This window comes from Luteimonas sp. MC1750, from assembly GCF_016615955.1.
Lineage (GTDB): Bacteria > Pseudomonadota > Gammaproteobacteria > Xanthomonadales > Xanthomonadaceae > Luteimonas.
Genome location: NZ_CP067113.1, coordinates 1104492 through 1122615 on the forward strand (window position 1 = coordinate 1104492; position 18124 = coordinate 1122615).

The 18124-nt window shown below is 57.9% G+C and carries 25 protein-coding genes; 22 read left to right on the top strand and 3 right to left on the bottom strand.

The window, feature by feature from the left end:
• The gene (locus JGR68_RS05220) at positions 1–411 is read left to right on the top strand and encodes a DUF6573 family protein (RefSeq protein WP_199361424.1); all 411 of its coding nucleotides are present in this window, start codon (positions 1–3) and stop codon (positions 409–411) included.
• Between the two features lie 750 nt (positions 412–1161).
• Here the strand turns inward: JGR68_RS05220 and JGR68_RS05225 are convergent.
• Positions 1162–1482 carry a hypothetical protein gene (locus JGR68_RS05225; protein ID WP_199361425.1) on the bottom strand — a complete coding sequence of 107 codons (321 nt, stop codon included), beginning with the start codon at positions 1480–1482 and terminating at the stop codon, positions 1162–1164.
• Between the two features lie 26 nt (positions 1483–1508).
• On the bottom strand, positions 1509–1853 hold the full coding sequence (locus JGR68_RS05230) for a hypothetical protein (protein ID WP_199361426.1): 345 nt from the start codon (positions 1851–1853) through the stop codon (positions 1509–1511).
• Positions 1854–2058: 205 nt separating this feature from the next.
• Between JGR68_RS05230 and JGR68_RS05235 the strand changes: the two genes are divergently transcribed.
• The 12 genes from JGR68_RS05235 (at position 2059) to JGR68_RS05285 (ending at position 6857) form a co-directional block, all read left to right on the top strand.
• The gene (locus JGR68_RS05235; protein ID WP_199361427.1) at positions 2059–2496 is read left to right on the top strand and encodes a hypothetical protein; all 438 of its coding nucleotides are present in this window, start codon (positions 2059–2061) and stop codon (positions 2494–2496) included.
• 101 nt (positions 2497–2597) lie between these two features.
• Positions 2598–2795, top strand: coding sequence for a hypothetical protein (locus JGR68_RS05240; RefSeq protein ID WP_199361428.1), 198 nt, complete (start codon positions 2598–2600; stop codon positions 2793–2795).
• Positions 2782–3297, top strand: coding sequence for a hypothetical protein (locus JGR68_RS05245; RefSeq protein ID WP_199361429.1), 516 nt, complete (start codon positions 2782–2784; stop codon positions 3295–3297). The genes JGR68_RS05240 and JGR68_RS05245 overlap by 14 nt, the downstream gene beginning before the upstream one ends.
• A 361-nt stretch (positions 3298–3658) precedes the next feature.
• The gene (locus JGR68_RS05250; RefSeq protein ID WP_199361430.1) at positions 3659–3823 is read left to right on the top strand and encodes a hypothetical protein; all 165 of its coding nucleotides are present in this window, start codon (positions 3659–3661) and stop codon (positions 3821–3823) included.
• Positions 3820–4404 (top strand): ParA family protein, encoded by a 585-nt coding sequence (locus JGR68_RS05255; protein WP_199361431.1) that lies wholly within the window; start codon positions 3820–3822, stop codon positions 4402–4404. The genes JGR68_RS05250 and JGR68_RS05255 overlap by 4 nt, the downstream gene beginning before the upstream one ends.
• Complete coding sequence (locus JGR68_RS05260; RefSeq protein ID WP_199361432.1) at positions 4401–4562, top strand: hypothetical protein; 162 nt, start codon at positions 4401–4403, stop codon at positions 4560–4562. The genes JGR68_RS05255 and JGR68_RS05260 overlap by 4 nt, the downstream gene beginning before the upstream one ends.
• A complete protein-coding gene (locus JGR68_RS05265; protein WP_199361433.1) occupies positions 4549–4842 on the top strand; it encodes a hypothetical protein in 294 nt (97 codons plus the stop codon). The genes JGR68_RS05260 and JGR68_RS05265 overlap by 14 nt, the downstream gene beginning before the upstream one ends.
• Before the next feature lie 69 nt (positions 4843–4911).
• Positions 4912–5217 carry a hypothetical protein gene (locus JGR68_RS05270; RefSeq protein ID WP_199361434.1) on the top strand — a complete coding sequence of 102 codons (306 nt, stop codon included), beginning with the start codon at positions 4912–4914 and terminating at the stop codon, positions 5215–5217.
• 415 nt (positions 5218–5632) lie between these two features.
• A complete protein-coding gene (locus JGR68_RS14105) occupies positions 5633–5767 on the top strand; it encodes a hypothetical protein (RefSeq protein WP_255527421.1) in 135 nt (44 codons plus the stop codon).
• A 26-nt stretch (positions 5768–5793) separates the two neighbouring features.
• Positions 5794–6006, top strand: coding sequence for a hypothetical protein (locus JGR68_RS05275; protein ID WP_199361435.1), 213 nt, complete (start codon positions 5794–5796; stop codon positions 6004–6006).
• Between the two features lie 9 nt (positions 6007–6015).
• Complete coding sequence (locus JGR68_RS05280; protein ID WP_199361436.1) at positions 6016–6345, top strand: hypothetical protein; 330 nt, start codon at positions 6016–6018, stop codon at positions 6343–6345.
• On the top strand, positions 6342–6857 hold the full coding sequence (locus JGR68_RS05285; protein WP_199361437.1) for a hypothetical protein: 516 nt from the start codon (positions 6342–6344) through the stop codon (positions 6855–6857). Before JGR68_RS05280 ends, JGR68_RS05285 begins: the two co-directional genes overlap by 4 nt.
• Here the strand turns inward: JGR68_RS05285 and JGR68_RS05290 are convergent.
• A complete protein-coding gene (locus JGR68_RS05290) occupies positions 6824–7876 on the bottom strand; it encodes a hypothetical protein (protein WP_199361438.1) in 1053 nt (350 codons plus the stop codon). The two genes, JGR68_RS05285 and JGR68_RS05290, sit on opposite strands and share 34 nt — an antisense overlap.
• 479 nt (positions 7877–8355) lie before the next feature.
• Here JGR68_RS05290 and JGR68_RS05295 point away from each other — a divergent pair, with 479 nt between their 5' ends.
• The 9 genes from JGR68_RS05295 (at position 8356) to JGR68_RS05335 (ending at position 18113) form a co-directional block, all read left to right on the top strand.
• A complete protein-coding gene (locus JGR68_RS05295) occupies positions 8356–8760 on the top strand; it encodes a hypothetical protein (protein ID WP_199361439.1) in 405 nt (134 codons plus the stop codon).
• Positions 8757–9386 (top strand): hypothetical protein, encoded by a 630-nt coding sequence (locus JGR68_RS05300; protein WP_199361440.1) that lies wholly within the window; start codon positions 8757–8759, stop codon positions 9384–9386. Before JGR68_RS05295 ends, JGR68_RS05300 begins: the two co-directional genes overlap by 4 nt.
• Before the next feature lie 52 nt (positions 9387–9438).
• Positions 9439–9681 carry a hypothetical protein gene (locus JGR68_RS05305; RefSeq protein WP_199361441.1) on the top strand — a complete coding sequence of 81 codons (243 nt, stop codon included), beginning with the start codon at positions 9439–9441 and terminating at the stop codon, positions 9679–9681.
• A 12-nt stretch (positions 9682–9693) separates the two neighbouring features.
• Positions 9694–10731, top strand: coding sequence for a hypothetical protein (locus JGR68_RS05310; RefSeq protein WP_199361442.1), 1038 nt, complete (start codon positions 9694–9696; stop codon positions 10729–10731).
• A 73-nt stretch (positions 10732–10804) separates the two neighbouring features.
• Entirely contained in the window at positions 10805–11587 is a 783-nt protein-coding gene (locus tag JGR68_RS05315; RefSeq protein WP_199361443.1) for a hypothetical protein, read from the top strand.
• 11 nt (positions 11588–11598) lie between these two features.
• Entirely contained in the window at positions 11599–14601 is a 3003-nt protein-coding gene (locus JGR68_RS05320; protein WP_199361444.1) for an ATP-binding protein, read from the top strand.
• Complete coding sequence (locus JGR68_RS05325) at positions 14601–15446, top strand: hypothetical protein (protein WP_199361445.1); 846 nt, start codon at positions 14601–14603, stop codon at positions 15444–15446. The genes JGR68_RS05320 and JGR68_RS05325 overlap by 1 nt, the downstream gene beginning before the upstream one ends.
• Positions 15443–16261 (top strand): murein L,D-transpeptidase catalytic domain-containing protein, encoded by an 819-nt coding sequence (locus JGR68_RS05330; RefSeq protein WP_199361446.1) that lies wholly within the window; start codon positions 15443–15445, stop codon positions 16259–16261. Before JGR68_RS05325 ends, JGR68_RS05330 begins: the two co-directional genes overlap by 4 nt.
• 79 nt (positions 16262–16340) lie before the next feature.
• The gene (locus tag JGR68_RS05335) at positions 16341–18113 is read left to right on the top strand and encodes a type IV secretion system DNA-binding domain-containing protein (RefSeq protein ID WP_199361447.1); all 1773 of its coding nucleotides are present in this window, start codon (positions 16341–16343) and stop codon (positions 18111–18113) included.
• The last annotated feature ends 11 nt before the right edge of the window (positions 18114–18124 follow it).

Consider the following 18124-nt stretch of genomic DNA (forward strand, 5'->3'; position numbering starts at 1 on the left):
ATGAACGACTTCTGGGGCCAGCCCATCTCGATTTACACCCGCGCCCAGGCGCTCGCCGATGGCGTGCTCGTGGATCTGACCGACACGGCACGCACCTACGGCTTCAAGATCCCGATGGCCTGTACGTCAGCGGTGTGGCACACGGTGGCTTGGGCAGAACACATCGAGCAGCGCAAGGCCGACAGCACAGGTCAGTCCACTACCGGGAGGCTCCACGACGTTCTGACGATGGCTCGCCTGGCGGCAGACGCTGCAGCGAAGGCGGGGGCAAGCGTGGTCCAGTTCGAAGTGCTGATGGTGCCCGTGGAAGGTAGGTCGACGACTCCTGTGGCAGTGAGCCTGCGACTGGTTGTTTCGGGCGGGGATGATGGCGAGCCGGTGCTGACCTTGATGTTGCCAGGAGAGGACTGAGCGACATTCCACTGAGCAGAGCATCGATGCGAGCGAGCAGCGCTTCGCGCTATTTGTCTTGGCGCTGGGGGCAGGCTATGCGGCTGACGCCGCAGCTCCGCACCTGACATCTGCGAGAGCTTCCGCAGTTACAAAGGTTGCCAAAACCAAGTTATCTTTCATGATGAAGATATAGCTAGCCTCGGCTAGCCAATCAACTTGGAGATGCTATGAGCACCATATCGAATAAGCAGCGGCCGTGGGATTGCCTAGATATCAACATGATTAGCGCAGTTATGCTGACCGTTCATGAGAGATATTGTGGGGATAGTTGGGGCGAGGGCTGGAAGGATGATAAGTGGGAGGTAATGGCGCAAGATTTTCGGCCGCACTACGAAGAGTGCTTTCCCCTCCATGTCGCTGCGTTGGAAGTTGACGCACAGGAAGTAGAGGATCTATTGGCAAGTGGTGCAGACGTAGAAGCCCGAGATTGCCTAGGGAGCTCAGCCTACAACAATATCAACTGGGCTCGCGAAGGGGCAGAGTCGGTTGCTCTGCTACTACTGAATTATGGGGCAAAGGTTGATGACAGCTACAAAGCAGGGCGGGGCTATGTGTTCGCGCAAGCCTATCAACGCAGGGCGGATCTATTGAACAGGTTCGGCAGAGGAGTAAAGGAGCGAGCACTCGACAGACCCGCGCTGTAATAATGCGAGTTCGCTATCTCAGCGAGGACCAACCGGCTAGCAGAAGCTAGCCGGTTAGCTTTTGTCAGCGAATTGCCCGCCTCACCATGATGACGTGGTAGGCGATGGTGATGACCGTCGCGATGTACAGGCTGGGCAACACCGAGTCGGCAACGTGCTCAAAGACATTGGACGCGAACAAAAATATGATTGGAGTCCATATAAGCATCCAACCGTATCTTCCGCCCGCTTTCCTGCTGAGGATAGTAATCACGGAGGCCAATGCCGACACCACCACGATAACCATGAGCAGGAAGAAAACACTTTCGTCGCTCCATGTTTCGCTGCCGATATCGCCGTATGCCTCAAGAAACTCATCGATATACAGCCGTTCCTTCAAGCTCATCGTTTCGTCCTTGTAAGTTGCTTCAATTACCTGGCGAACGGAGGCGGGTTGCCAGCTTCATGGTTGGGCAGGTAGCCAACGTAGGAGGCAGGAAACTTCTCGCCGTGGGCGAACATGACATGCAGCGCCTGGATCTCGTCCGTATCAGCGTCCTGGACACGGTTGTTGAAGGTCAGCGAGCCGGTCATCGCCACGTCAGGCTTGCCGAGAAGCTTCACCACCTCAGACCGGTTGAGCTTGCCCCTGATCAGCAGCTCCCAGGTGTCGACCGTGTGCGGCTTGGACACATCGAAGATGGGCGTGGCCTCCTGTGCGAAGACGACAGGTGAGGCAAGGCAGGCCAGAAGGCCGAACAAGATGAACTTCTTCATACGCTATCCCTGTGTGTGAATGGTACGGGCCAACTATCGCTGAAGTTCAGGCCCATGGCTACAAGTATCGCGGGCGCCAAGGTGGCCGTGGCTAGCCTCGCGGCTATCGACGAAATCCCCCGGAACTGCGAGAACTGGGGCATAACTGAGATTGCCAAAACCAGCACGGCAACTATCGTGGGTCAAATCCCCCTGAGAAGACCCCATGCGCCTTCTGGCCATCTCCTTATTCCTACTTCTGTCCACCCCGGCCCTGGCTCAGAATTACGGCCACGTACAAGTTCGAGGTGCTCAGGAACTTGTTTTGGCCCGTGTCATCCAGATCAGTCCAGTCCGCATTGATAACCGAACGAACTCCTACGCTGGAGCCAATATCGGCAGCCAAGTGGGCTACTCCTTGGGCAACTCCATGGGGAACGGCAACTATGGGGTCAACCAGATCACCGCCCAGATTGGTCGGGAAATTGGTCAAGCAATGGAGGAGCGCAGGCACAACCGCGGCGTTGAGATCATTGTCAGGGACGCCAACGGTCGGGCCTTTGCCATCGTCCAGGAAGGCAACGTTGCCGTGGCACCTGGCGACCTGGTCGCACTGGTAGGGCATGGCAATCAAACTCGCGTTGTCAGACTGGCTGATAGATAAAGTTGTACGGGTTCGCAAATTGCGGGTTGCCAAAACCAACATTGATCTTATGTTGGATATTCATCCACGCATACCCCACCTCCATGAAAACACCAGTACGAATGACCCGCGAACCCCGAATGGAAAAGCAACAGCTTGCCGAGACCATCCGAGCACGAAAAGTGGAGGAGCTCCACGCACTGCTCGAGGATGGGGTTTACGTCTGTGCTGAGTCCTATGTGCTGGCCAAGCAGTTCATGCCCGAGCAAGTGGAGGCCCTAAACGAGCACATGCGAAAAACTTACTATGGATATTCGTGAAAAAATTGTTGACCTTCGCGTCAATCACAAGCTTCCACTGAGGGATATCGCCCAGCGTTGTGGGCTGTCGCATGAGCGTGTTCGCAACATCCTCAAAGAAGAGGGCGTGGATACCAAGCGCGTTCCCAAGCGACCCTATACCCAGACCGTCATCGTGGAGTACAACCTCGACGCCCAGCGGATCGAGCACATCTATGGCTGTTCACTCGGACAAGTCCGCAAGATCCAAAAGGGTATCTGGCTGTCTGCTCCGCACTCACCAGCTCGCCTGTACAATCTCCATCGGAAGCGCTACCAGGTATGTCCCGGCTGGGAAATGACCCTTCCGCAGTGGTGGGCGCTATGGCGTCGCTACTGGAAGCACCGTGAGGCGAACAATCTTGTGATGGTACCGGCTGACTCCACCCAGCCAATGACTCCGGACAACGCCAGGATCATGACCAGAAAGCAGCTTATGGAGCTGTACTGGGAACGTCGGCACGGTGAGCAGGCACAGGCATGAAAAGGATCCTTCGCGCACTGTTCAAGCGCCCGCCCCAAGCCCCTAGAACTGGGAACAGCAAAGCCGAAGAGCCCAAAGGCCCCTACGCTCGCTTCTACAGCTCAGGCATCGAAGTAGATCTGGACAGTTATTTCGCTACCGAAGAAGGTAAGAAGACTTGGGAGAGGGTGGCCAAAGGTCGAGCAGGGGATTAGTCGGCCAGTTGGAGCACGCTGAGGATGAGCATACGCAAGCCGCCGAAAGGCGGCTTTTTCGTATTCGCTCGCTTTCTTATGGTTGCCAAATCCATCTTTGGATTTAGCGTCAACGTATGGCTAGCCATAGCTAGCCGAGTACATGCACCCATAAGGAAACAATCCACATGCGTATCAAGACCTCAAATACCTCCACCAATCTCATGCTTTACACAGTTCTTAGCCTGCTTTTCCTCGCAGCCTCCCAGGTCGACCTGGACAAGATGACCACTACGGCCATTGACTCCCAGGCAGCTTCCACCGACCGCTTCGTCGACAGCTACTTCAGATGAAACACGTCTCGATTACCTCACCCAAGGGTGGAGTCGGCAAGACGATGCTGGCTATCAACTTGGCCGCTTCCTACGCGAGCTCCGGCCTGCGGGTGTGCCTAGTCGATCATGACCCTCAGGGCTCAGTGCTGGTGTTCGGCAAGATCGCCCAGAAGGCCGAAGTTGAGCTTTCCTTTGTGCCGACCAATGCCCGTGTCAGTGGGTTTGATCTGTACATCCATGACCACCCACCGGGGATCCAGGAGCAGTACCCCGGCCAGGTTCTGGTCATGCCGGTTGTTCTCGACGCCCCATCGGCCACCGTCCACCTCCGAGGCAAGACAGTTCTCCAGGAACGCGGACACAGGATTTTGGAGGTGGTCTCTCGCTTCCGCGCCGATCGAGCCCAGCCCAGGAAGGTACGGCAGGAACGCTACCCGCACTGCCCAGTCGTATCCGACAGAACGCTGTACTCGAACCTTTACGGGCGAGGGTTGACCGTCATCGATGCCCCACCAGTGCGCTACCTGGATCGTGCACAGGCAGAGATTGCCTCCGTCCGGAAGGCTTTGGACGCGCTGCTCGAAGGAGCCGTCAGATGACCCGCGCTCTGCTGTGCCTGGGGCCTGGGCAGTACGAAATCATTGAGGTGGAAGAGGCCACTGAAGAGCAGATCGTGTTGCTGATCCACTCGCAGACGGAGCTGGACTGGGTCAACGAAATCATGAAACAGGAGGAGCAGGACAGTGAGCTGGAATGATATCGACGCCGAGGAGCTGGCCCAAGTCTCCTACACCGACAAGCCCCCAGGGGTCAGGATCCTTCGCCAAGAAGGACAGCCTGTCATCGTCGTAGAAAAACGGGTCCCTCGTGGCGACCAGGTGGTGTTCCTGAGGGTGGATAAGTCTCTCCACGATCGCATTGCGTCTGCGGTGGCGGGTGAGGGGAACATCTCCACTGCCCTGATCGCCATCATCGAAGAGGGGTTAGACCAGCTCGAAGCAGGTGGCCAAACCTGGCGGATCGTGCCTAGGAGCTAAGAACGTTTTTTTGGATATTTGGACAGGCCGTATCCGCGGCCTGCTCCGCCCCCCAACCAGGAAAGTGCCATGTCGTGCAACATCTATCTAACGCCGGACTTGAAATTGACTACCCAAGAGCTTCCTGGGGCGTTGTATCAGTTCACCGTCCATAAGCTCCGGGGCCAGACTCATGCCACGGTCTCCGAGCACTTCGACGGATCTGGTTGGCAGGTCCGCTGGTCGCTACTCCCGTTGCCTATCGATGTCCCAGACGAAGTGCTCGTGGAGCAATTCTTCGACGGGAACGTGGTGGATCTGCTTGCACAAGAGTCTCCGGCCCCAGTGGTCGTGGACTGGCTGCGCAACATGGAGGCACAGGGCTTCTTGGGGTGAATATCGTTTTTGACAGGTTTCGTAAGCCAGTACCGTCTAATGACGCAGCCGCTCGATGGGCCGTGGCCTGGGTTCAAGAGGGAGTTGGCTGGGAGGCGCGGATCCGCGAACACTGTTCCGATGGCTGGGGACCTGAATACATCATCTACTTTCAAGGACCAGACTTCCGGCCCCGAGACGCCATCGAAGCATTGATACAACTAAAAATGGGTAATTGAGGCGCTCTGAGAAATCAGGGCGTTTTTCGTTTGGAAACGGCGAATTGGCACGCAGAAATACGCCTCTAAAAAGTTGCCAAAGCCAAGTCTCACCGCATACTGGTTATATAGAAAGCAACACCAAACCCGCTAAACCACTAGCTGTAAACATATCAAGTCAACCGGTAAAACCTACACTGTCAACCGAGAATAAAAATATGAGCATCTACGACCGCATCCTCAACTCCCAAGAACACAGCTTCATCGCACTTCGTTCCGCTGCCCCAGTGGTATTGGCCCTCATCGGCCTGGCAGTTCTCACTGCCACCATCCTTCCCTCAATCGTCGCCTAACCCTAATCCACAAGGAAAACATCCACATGAACATGACAGAACAAGCAATCGTCGGCGCCATCGCAATCGCCATCTCCGCATCTCTCCTCTGGCTGGGCGGGAAAGCCTTCGATCAAGTTGACAGTTTCAGTACCACCATCACCACCGTTGCCGATGACGGCACAAGTCCTGTGCTGATTGAAATGGCTCGTCTTGACGCCGAGCGCGCTGAGCTTCTCGCTCGCCAGCACGCCCAGTAAGGATCCAGCATGCGAATTGAAGATACCTATCAGGACCTGTTTCACCCCGGCGTATTCGCCGTTATAGCCAACCCCATCGCTGATGGTCTGGCGGGGCAGCCTGCAATTCGCTACCGCCTCATCCGGTCGAGCAATCAGAACTGGGCCCAGCAAGCCAACACATTGCGGTCAGTCTCACGCACGCCGGGAATTGTAATCATCGAAGAGTTCGACGTCTTGGAGTCCTGGGCTTGCCTGCCTTCCACGCTCGAACGAATTGCCTCACTCCACCACGAAGCACAACTCCGCTCCGGTCAACTCGCCCACACCCAATCCAACGAAAGGAAATCCACATCATGATCACTGAAACCTATTTCGACCCAATCTCACAGGCAATCGACACGCTCGAATTGGGGAAGGTAAAAGCCGCCCTGGCCAGCGCCCGGAAGCACTGCGCTCTAACTCTGAAACAAGACGGTGTGCTCACCGGGCAGGAGATGGCGGTGCCCTCCTGTGTCAAATTAGCCACGCACAGCGTCATCGAGTCCCGCGACGAAAACGACCTGACCTTGTTGATGTACGCCTGCCTCCTGTATCGCGCCAAGGCTATTGCTGGCGATCGCATGGCCTGCCGCGCACTGGATCAGATCATCGGTTGGCTGGTTGAAGAGGGCGCTACTGTCTGGGCCCAAGGCCGTCGTTCAATGGTTCGGGCTGGCACCCACAAGGGGCGACCCATGTACGTCCGAGGCGAGGGCACGAACATCATCCAGGCGCTGGGCCAGCGCAATCTTCCTCCTTCGGTGCAGAAATACATTTCTGAAACGCACTCGGAGACCTACGACTGGTACGAGCAGCGGGTCCGTGCCTGAGCAAGCTGGGCTCGGAGTTGGTCGACCAACTCCTGGGCCAGCGCCCATTGGCGAAGCATCTCCAACCCCTCACCCGGATCGGTGGGGAACGCGCTCCCCGAAGTGTTAGCTCTCGCCTCCATGAGCATTTCAGCCTGAGCATCTGCCTGGGCAAGCACACCTTCGGCCTCTCGTAGCTGACGCTCGAGACGCCTGCGGGCAGTTAACTTCCTGGCTCGCACCGCCCGCTGACCTACTTGCCTGGGTGCCTCATCGAACGGCACCGACACGCCGGCAACCCTGCCTATCCGTAGCTCACCGATGCTGGCTGTGGTCAGCCACCAGTAGTCCTGCCGATCGCGAAGCACGCTGCGGCGGGCCACGCCCACCACCAAGGCGTTGGCCTCAATGAGTTCCCAGACCGTTCGCCGGAACGCAGCGTCGGGCAGCTCATACACCTTCAATTGCTTGTCCTGGTGAACCAGTGAGCCGGCGAACCTGGCCAGGAAGTGGGCCAACCCTTTCGACTGATCGTCGCCATAACGCGACCCAACTCCTATGAAGCAGGAGCCGTCATCGGCTTGTGCGGCGTAGACCCGTGAGCGAGGGAAGGTATGCCGGGCAGCAAGAGTGGTGCGGACATCATCGAGTGTTGCGGACTTGGGCAGGTGGACCAAGTGGTTGTCTGACAGCAGCAAAGCGGCAGAGCGCTGAGCGAGTAAGTCGTCTGGAAGGTTGGGGTGGGTCAACAAGTCAGAGGAGGAGCGGGCCTGCTGGCAGCGACGGCAGCAAACGAAAAGGTTGTCGACGACGAGTGGGCCGCCGAGGAAGGTGTGGACGCAAGAGGCAATGACGGGGTGGTCGAAGCCGCGTGGGTTGGAGTGGTCGAAAGGTTTGTCGCATAACGCGCAAAACGGGCCGGCAGTGGCGAGAACTTTACGCCTGGCATATCGGGGAGCAGTCAGAGGGCGGCGGACGTCGAGTTGCGCAATTGCCTGCTGGAAGTCTGAAAGCGAAATGGAAGTGTTGGCGGGCGTCATGTCTGGGAGGGGTGGGGCGACATAACCAGTTTGAGAGGGAGGGGCTATTTGGCAACTGTGGGAAGCGGTGAAAGGTGAGTTGGGCGCCGCCACGGTTGTCAGCCGGTGGAGCGTTGTCTGACAACCGTGGCGGAAAGAGCACGCGCCAGAATGATCATCGAAAGCGAAATGTACGACTTGATGTGCGGTACCTGACGAGGTGAAGCCACGTCGTAGCGCAGTGCAAGTCGAAAGCATGGACACCACGCACCTTCTGTGTTTTGCCGGCCCTATGAGGCCTCCCATGCAAAAGCGCCCCTAAACCCAGCAGCAGCGCGGTCTTGCGCGCCTGTGAGAGCCCCTATGAGGGGCAAGCCTCCAAAACACCATCAAAGCCGCATTGCTGTGCGGTTCGCAGATATGTGAGAGCCCCATTGCCAAAGTAGGTTTTCCTTTTATCGTGAAATCTCAACGGATAACTCACGAATTGGAAAAAGGAAATGGCAGGAAAAGCGATATCGGTTTGGCTCAATGCAAAGGAGTTGCGACGGTATGAGGCGGCGGCTGACAAGCGTGGGCTATCCGTTTCCACCTTCCTGAAACTTTGTACCGAGGAAGTCCTCGCACCGGCCGACCCCTCTCATGACTTCAAACAATTGGCCGCAGACCTTCGTGCCGACGTTGCCAAGTCCCTGGCTCGTTTCACCGAAACCGCAGCTCTGGCTCACGAGAGAGACCGCCAAGCCCAGGAAGCGTTCCGCTCCCAACTGTTTGACGAACAAATTCAAACGGTGAAGAAAGCGGTCGCAGCAGGGCAGGGGCCAACCAAGGCAAGACTTTCTTCGTTCGATGACTTCCCTCCCTCAACCCAACCCTCCCCACGACTCACAGGTAATCAAACATGAAGACAACCATCCTTACCCTCTCCATCGCCGCAATGCTGGCAGCCACTGCTCCTGCCATTGCGCAATCCAGCGACACACCACAGGTATCCGAAGAGACCACCAAGCCCAAGACCGACCGGAAGCGTTTATTCAAGGCCGGCGGCCTGGGATGTCTGGCTGGTGGCGCAGCCGCCTTCCTTTCCGGCAAACGCGATAAAGCACTGACTGGCTGCGCCATCGGTGCCGCCGTCGGGGGCGTTGGCTCCTACCGGGCCCAACTCAAAGAAGCCGAAGAACTGGCCGACCGGGCACGCGCCGCCGGCATGACTGCCACCGTCCAGACCAAGGAAGTCGACGCGGACGGGGAGAAGGTCCAGTCCCTGGCCCAGGTCGCGATCGCTTACGACCCGGCCACTGTCGCCAACGGCGATGAGAGCACAGCCCAGGTGTTCGACCGCATCTCCTCCTTGGCGAAGAAGTCCAAGACTCCCCTGACCATCGCCGTGGAAGGCCGCAACGCGAAAGCCTGCCAAGTTCCGTTGGCCGAGCTCACCCTCCGCGGAACCTTCCCTCCTGCCACCGCGGTGGACAACTGCGGCAGCGGCCAGGCCCGGATCCTGATCTCTCCCGTGCCCGACCTGACCTGACCAACTCGGCCGGCCTCAACACTGGGGCCGGCCTCTTTCCGAGGAAACCTATATGAGCAACAAGAAGCGTACTGGCTATGACCAGACAACCAACCTACCGATGTCCTTCTCAGTAGCGGCGGCTGCGGGCTTCCTCCACGACGGGATGGGGACGTTTGAGCATGACGTGCGTCCGATCATCGACATCCTCATTGAGAAGGGTCAACCAGCACCTTTCCAAGGCCTGAGTGCCGAGGACGTGGAGAAGGCTTTTGAACAGCGCAGCAAGCACACCCGAAACAAGCCCCGCCGCTAACAGACCAACACCATGACCCCGACCAACCCCACAGACGATTTCGACCTCGACGACCTCCCTGACCTTCCACTGCTAGACATGGACGAGGACGAACAGGAGACCCTGCCCGAGCACCCGGTGGGGGAGTTGGATCTCCCTGAGCTCGAAGAGATCGAGCCGGTGGAGGGGTCGGTCATTGAAGAGCAAGTCCACCAACCAGACGAGCCCGAGCCGTCGGAACCAGTGCCGCAACCGCAGCCGGCGATTGCCGCGCCTGCCGAAGAAGAGCCGTCTGTGGTTGTTGAACTGCCGCAGCTGGAAGACGGCCTGGAAGGTCGAGTCGTTGAGGAAGAACAGCAATCCCACCCCTTGGAGCCTGCCCAGGCGGAGATGCCCGCTCAGGCGGAGATGCCTGCCGTGGGGGAGAGCGGTCAAGCACAGGAGTCGGGACTCGCTGAGGAGTCGATAGAGGAGCAAGCCGCCCACGAAGTTGTCGCCGTGGAGGCTGAGCAGGCTATTCCTTCTATAGAGCCAAGCTTGGAGCCGGCACCGGAGGAGCATGCCGAAGCTCAAGGCGAGCCGACCTTCGTTCCAGACCCACAACAGATCCAAGACCCACCCGCTCCGCGTTCACGCAAGCCGCTGATCATCGGTGGAGCCGTAGCCGCCGCCTTAGCCATTGGCATCGGAACATTCGTGTTCTGGCCGGGCGCCGAGCCCGAGCCGGCTGCACCACCCGTCGCGTCCGCTCCGGTGCTGCAGCCGGCTGCGTCCATCCCTGAGCCAACACCTGAGCCAGTTGCCGAACCTGCTCCGGAAGTTTCCACCGCGGACCTGGTGGGCGACGTGCTCTCCGAGCCTCAGGTCCAGGTAGTGGTGGAGCACCCAGAGCCTGAGCCAGTTGCCCCGACCCAGGCCGAAACCCTGCCCGCCGTCGACAAACCCAAGGTCGCAGCAAAGCCCGTAGCTCCCAAGCCAGCAGCACCTAAACCCGCTCCGAAGACGGAGCCGGAGAAAACCTGGCAGGACGAGGCGCTCAACGCCCTCGATGCGTTCGAAAACGGCTTATGAGTTCGCAAAACCATGGTTGCCAAATCCGACTTTGCTTCTAGCGTGGAGTGATATCTCAAACTGAAATCACTCCATGATCCTCGATAAGATTTTCATTCACCTACGCAAGACTGGAACCACGGGCAAATTCCTGGCAAGCCATGTACTGAACTGGTACGGCAAGCTGTTTATAGGAGCGCCCAAGCCCGAAGATATCCCCGGGCCAGATGATGACGTCAAGCGACGCATCTCCGATACCTATTTCAACATCTCCACAGAGCGCATGCCTTTGAAGAGGAATGCGAACTGGGAAATTTCCCAGTTGTGGACAGCACAGTTGCGCGACGAGGAAGAAAAGCAGGTAGGGATTGCCGCATACATCTATCCGATCGTCATTTGCACCCTGCTCATGGCAGCAGGTGGCGCTGTCCATAAAGCCACCACGAACCCCGACGGATGGTGGCAGCAACGGCAAGCCAAATCCGCGGCAGAGAAAGCGGCCAAGTACGAAGCGCAACGAGAGGACAACATCCAGCAATGGACCGTCCAGGCGCAGTCGTACTCAGCACAAAAGTGTCTGGATGAAACCAGCAAGCTCCGCGTGCGGCATGAGCGAGAGGACCACGATCGCTATTCGGCCATTGAGAAAGGTTGCCGAGAGAATGCCGAAGAGATCAGTCAAATCGGTCAAACAATGAACCTGAGCAAATGCGAAGCCTTTGGTCGGCACCTGTTCGAGGACCTGGAAGGCCGCAACGGCTCAATGACCTGGGCCGATGACCTTGCGTGGCGTGGGGGCTGTATGAGCCGCTTCGGAACTGAACTCCGTGCCTCACTCGAACCGTTCATCAATCAAATCCGCGCCCGAGCAAACTGAGGACAATTCCCATGCGCCTGCCAACCATCTACGACTCATTGAACATCCTCCCCAGTTTGGGCGAGCGTGTCATCTCCCTCATCCGTCGCCGACCTTTCAACCCAGCGGACACCGATACCCGCAAGGGTGTTTACCAGCGAGCCAATGAACGCTACGACCACCTTGTGTTGGGTGGTGATCTGATCAACATCGCGCCCGTTTTGGAAGGCCAGCCGCTTTTCAACGTGGAAGCTGGCGATGAGACAACGCTCACGCAAATGGGCGCCCTCAATGTCGGTGGCAAGTGGCTTATGCCGAAAGTGGACGAGGACGAGCGTTGGAACTTCAAGAAATGGTTCCCACGGGCAACGCCTGACCTCGAGTCGACAATCAGGGATTGGCGTTTGACTGCCGACGGGAAGCCCACAAACGGCTACATCATCCCGGAGGACCTGGGCGACGGCTCCGACTCCACTGCCACTGCCCTGGTGATGGGCGCTTTCCCCATCCTGTTCGCACTGGGCTACTTCCTGTCTCAATTCCCCGGTGGTATGTGGCTAGCCGGCGCTATCTGCTTGCCGTTGCTGATGCTCCACATGATTACGCTGTACCAGTCCGAAGACACGGCCACCGTGGTCAAGCTCCTGGCTTTGTCATGGGGCGTTCCAATCCTCATGGGTGGTATTGGTCCAGTCGGTACCGGTGAGATCGCGAACCTCACCAGCGGGGGGATGAAGTCAGCGGCAATCGGCGCCGTTCTGCTGGTCGCTCTGACGATGACCCTGAAAACTGGAAGCGAAGATGCTCCATTGGTTTCATTCTTCGGCCGTCTCTGGCTTGCGATCAAAGTGCTTGTGGCCGTGCTGGCGATCAACTTTGGCTTGGGTATGTTGCCCGAGTCGCTGGATTTCTTCCGTCCGATCGGGCTGCTGGTCATGTCCTGCGCATACCCGCTCCTTTACACGCTGGAGAACTACAACGCTCGCACCATCGAGTTGGAGCGTCTGAGTAAGCAGCAGGCGGGAGCAATGTCAGAGGACGACTCAGCTCTGGGCAAGCTCTCACCTGCCCGCATGACGCAGATCGCCTTCGCAGCCAGGGATAAGAGCCCATTCCTCCCGCTAGGCTGGGCAAAAGGCGTTATGGCCAAGTACGACATGGCCAGCGCACCTGACATGTGGCAAGTCATGGGCCTGACACTCAAAGATCTATCCACCCATCTCCACATTTTCGGCGCGACAGGCTCAGGCAAGACCTCGTCCGTGATACGGCCAATACTGCTGTGGCTGGCCACACTCAAAGAGAAGGTCGGAGTAATTCTATCCGACGGCAAGGGCGCGCTCGTCGCGGAAATGCGGCCACTGTTGGATATTGTTATTGAGCCGGAAACAAAGTTCGCACCCTTCCAGGGCTTGGGTGCGGAGGAAATCACTACGGCGTTTGCTGAATCACGCAACGACGATCTGAACAGCGACTCGATCTGGTCCCAAGGCGCTGGAACGTTCCACCGCTTCGCCCTGGCACTGCTGGAAGCCGCTGTTGCCCACGAGAAGGCTGCAATTGCTCGTGCTGGTAAGCGGCTGGAACAGTACGAGCATCAAGTCGTGTATTACTTGGCTAAGAAGCTCAAGAACGAAAAGCTTGGATTGCCTACCGATCTGGAAGACAGGGCTATTAGTGGCCTGACGAAGGCGATTGACGGAGAGCTGCGAGCCTACAAGGCAAAGCGCAAGTACCGCTGGACGCCTGCGTGCTACGCAGACATGAAGGACATGATCTCCGTACCCGTGATGGGTGCTGGCGGAGTGTTCAAGGCCAACAGGCAGACGATGGCATTGCTCCGCTGGCTGGGCTGGTTCGGTGATATCGCCGGCATAGATATTGCCGACGCAAACGAGCAGCAAGCGGCTCTGATCAAGGAAATGGAACTGCGCCTCGAGCTCGACCCCGAGTCAATCCATCCGGACTTCCGCCTCCAGGGAAGAGTGCTCAGCCGTGCTGCTGGCTACTTCACCAACAAGTGGCCCAATACCGATGAGAAGCAACGCTCCTCCTTCCTCATCAATGTGGACGAGGACATTTTGGGCTTCCTCAAATCCGACAAGCTCCGCGGCCACCTGCTCGATGACGGCGTCGTAGGTGAGGACGAAGCCTGGGCTGACACGGAAGAGGGCGTGGACATCACCCGAGTCGTTTACGGAGCGCGGTTGGGTATCAACCTCCCGTACACCCAGTACGGGGACTTCGGAAAGCTCATCACCAAGCTCGTGAAGACCCGCATTTTCCGCGAGATCAAGCTGCGCACTGAAACGCACGGTGGGTTGTGGAAGGAGAATACTGGCCAATCCGTCGTCATTGACATGACCGACGAGTGCCAGGAGCTGGTTTCGAATATGGAAGTGGACCTGACTGCGGTCGGCCGCTCAATGGGACTGTATTTCATCTACGCCACTCAGATGATCGAGTCCCTGGACAAAATCCTCAAATCCCAAGATGCCAAGACGCGGTATCTGGAAAACTTCCGTTCCCAGATCACCTTCGTTTCCTCGAAGGCCACTTACAAGATGTTCCAGAACCGGGCAGGCGAGGTCAAGAAGCTCCAATTGCCTGTGTCAGTTCAGTCGACGATTGATATCAGTCGGGGCTTGGACACCAGGCACAACACGATCTACTTCGACCCCAAGCACCCTTCGGCGCATGCCCTGCGTGATCTTCGCCGCCGTGGGTCCACACGCTTACAAGTGATTGCCCGTGGATTGAAGGGCTATATGGGGCTGTCCCGCAAAATCAAGCTCGATGACCTGGATCACCAGAACTACATCGCGATCAACTCCGGTGGATCGTATGTCCAGGCTCCTGTGATCGAAGATACCGACCTGACGACGCACCTGGCTGAGAAAGGGCACGCACTGTTCTTCCTCAACCGCGCTGACCACACCCGGTTGGACTTCGTACGCACCAAAAATATCGAGGCCGAAGACGTCGAGAAGATGTTGGCCGAGGGCTCAAATCAGAACACAGGAGGAACAAAGTAATGTCGGCATACACCAACCACGAGAAGCAAGGCGCGGAGGTCAAGGCTAAGTACAGCAAGTACGAAGCTCAGTACAACGCCACCTTCGCTGCAGATCCCAGCAAGCAAGATCGCAAATTCGATGAGCTTGCCCCGGCCGATGCCAAGCAGTGGGCACGCCTGGAAACCTTCCGGGGAAACGATCGGGATGCCCGGGCGGCGTACCTGGATCACCCCAACTCAAGTACCAAGCCCACACCTAAAGAGGAGCGGATGTGGGATGCCAACCAGGCAGACCGATGGGCAATCGATCGGGAGCCGGCGTTCGGCCAGCACCCGGCTACGAACAACAAGTGGCTGGATATGAGTCTTGAAGAGCGGCGCTCAGATCGCGGCCAGAAACTGTTCGAAGCAGTTGACGCGAAGTACGGCCCGTCTTACGACAAATGGGCGCAACGGGCTGGCCCCAATATCGTCTCCAAGGACACATATCTCGAAGGCTTGACCGTCAACGCTCACGAGAGCGTCAGTGCCAGGCAGCAGCAAGCTCAGCAGACATCTGCACAGGATCAGCAAGCCCAGCAGGCTCCCGTACGCACAAGGGTATCGCTGTCAGAGTTCGCCTCAGCCAGTGAATTCACAAGTCAGAAAGCCCAGGAGCTGAGCAAGTTGGAGCCCAAACAGCTCGAGAACGTCGAGCAAGCTTCCGAGAAATCCTTCCGGGCCTCGTCGAACATGTCAGTGGAAGAGGGCACCAGTAAGGTCATGGAGCTGAACAAGATGCGCGAACAGCAGCAGTCCAATTCCAGGACGCAGCAGGCTGAGCCTGTCATGGAGCGGGAGCGGAGCAGGGGGCTGGAACGATGATCAAGCAGGCGGGGGCCTTTCTCATCTCAGCACTAATGTTCTCATCCACGGCTTGGGCCAACGTGCCCAAGCATATTGACGGTATGTCCAAGACCACGCGAGCTCACGCCGAGCAAGCGCTGGCTTGTTCAAAGCGTCTGGGCAGGGATCCTGGCCTGCTCATCGTGGCCGACATGCGCCTGCCCTCATCTGCGGCACGGCTGTGGGCCATCGACACTCGCACAAGCGAGGTCATCCTGCGAACCGAAGTGGCCCATGGTCGCGGCTCCGATCCGTCCAACGCTGGCAAAGCACAGGTGTTTTCAAACACCCCCGGCTCGCTGATGACATCCGTGGGCCTGTATGCAGTGTCCGAGCAGTACGTCAACACCACCGACAACTCCAAGCGTCGACGCCTGGACGGGCTGATGGTCGGCTTTAATGATGCGGCACGCGAGAGGGCAGTAGTGCTCCACCCGTCGAAGTACGTTCGCGATGGCTGGGCAGGGCGCTCCGAGGGCTGTCCGGCCGTTTCCTACGCTGACATGGACCAGCTCAATGCCTTTGGCCTGGACAACGCCATCCTCTGGATCGAAGGGGACCAGGAAGGTCTGGCCGAAGCTATCGCTGACTGCTCCGGCTCGAAGATCCGTGAGCGCTTCCGCTGGCCTTGGCAGCCTCGCCCACCCAAGAAGCCGAAGTGGTCCCCCGATGCCTCCGACCCGACGCTGGATCTGGACGCCGGAATGTGCCTGAACCTGGTTGAAGGGCGGCGGGTCTGGTGGACAGATCGGGTGTATGCACAGGTGGCCGATCACCCCTTCAAGCTGATGTAGTCGTGCGAAAGCTATCAAAAATGATAGTTTTCATAAGACAGCCGGTGGACAAGTTGCCACCGGCCTTCATCCTGGGGCAATGAGCACCAAGGTTTACGACGCTTTTGGCCGCCCCGGCCCACACATCGACGCATCCATCCCGGTTCGCCGCTGGGACCTGGGGCTGAGCTATGCCGCACTGGGCTTTGGGGCAGTCTTCACGCCGTTGGCCGCTGCCACCATCGGCCTGCGCAACACCGTCCGGGCCCTGAGCTTGGATCCTGCGTTCTACTCCCGCATCGACAACTACACCTGGGTCCATGACATGGGCTGGTTAGGTGTGGCGACTGCATGTGGGTTGCTAGCTGGAGCTAGCTTGGGATATCTCGGCCTCATCCCCCGGTCCAATTCTTGGGTGGTGTCAGGCCCGCGGCTGCTCGAAGGCAAGCAAGCCATCGCAGAAGCCAGGAGGCGAGGGCCACCGCAAAAGGAGCGAAAGCACGATCTGTTCGGGATGTACATCCACCCGGACTTGTTCATGAGTAAGCGCTTGCTCAGCCAAAGCATGTTGATTTTCGGTAGCACTGGCTCTGGAAAGACCCAGATCCTGTTGACGATGCTTCAACAGATCATCGCCAACAAGCATGCCAAGCTCTTCCTGTATGACATCAAAGGCGATTTTTCTTCAAAATTTACACAATGTTCGATTGTTTCTCCATTCGATAGCCGTTCGCGGATATGGCATGTAGCCCGGGATGTCCAGACGACAACCCAGGCCTCAGCATTCGCCAACAGCCTTATCCCTGAGGACAGCGGCAGTGGCAAGTTCTGGACAGAAGCAGCCCGCCAGATCTTGTACGGGGTGGTCATATCCCTGCAAAACGAGAAGCCATTGAGGTGGACATGGACTGATCTGGCCAGTCGGGTGTCAATGCGAGCCGAAGAGCTGGCACCGATCCTCGATGAGAACTACCGAAAAGCCCATAACCTGATTGCCAACACTGAAGGTCAAACCAGCTTCAATATTCTGGCCACTCTAGGCGCCCACACCAAGATCATTGACGACCTGGCTCGTGCGTGGCCGGACTACGACGACAGGAGGGCAAATCCCCGGCTGTTCTCAATCACGGATTGGGTGCGTGATGACTACAAGGGTCCCAAGAAGGTCATCGTTCAAAGCGGTGCCGATCGGGCTCTCACCCAGGCTTACATCTCCGCCTTGATCAACGTGGCAGAGCTGGCTATCAACTCACCACAATTGAGCGAGAACGAGGAGGGCAGAAGCTTGGCCTTCGTCCTCGACGAGCTGTCGTCGGTGGGCAAAATCAACTTCGCGCCCCTGGTCGACAAAGGCCGCTCAAAAGGGGTTGTCTTCGTCGCTGGCGTCCAGGACTTGGCCCAGCTGCGGGATATCTATGGCGACAACACGGTCAAAGCCATACAGGGCATGGTGGGCACACAGATCATCTGCCGCGTGCAGATGGGTGAGACTCGAGACGAGCTATCCAGGCTCATGGGCACGAACAAAGTTGCGCGGATGGACTACGGCCCAGGTGCCAAGCTCCATAACGAGGGCACTCCTGTGGTGTACCCCAACCAGCTCACCGATATGCTCGGCCCCCGCAAGATCAAGAAGGAGCCGGGCTTTGTCATCCGGGCAATCGTCCAACAAGGCGGGGATTTGTTGTTGCTGGACTTCCCCGGTCAACCCATGCCTGACCTGCGCAAAGGCCAGGTGGCCGCGGAGTGGACAAAGCGCCCCGCAGGCTTCGAGCGTGAGCCCGTCAAGGACAAAGTTGAAACGACGCTGTCAGGCAAGGAAATGGGTCAGTCATTCTCAGCCGAAGAAATTGATGACCTATTCGCAAGATAGTCTACCCAAGG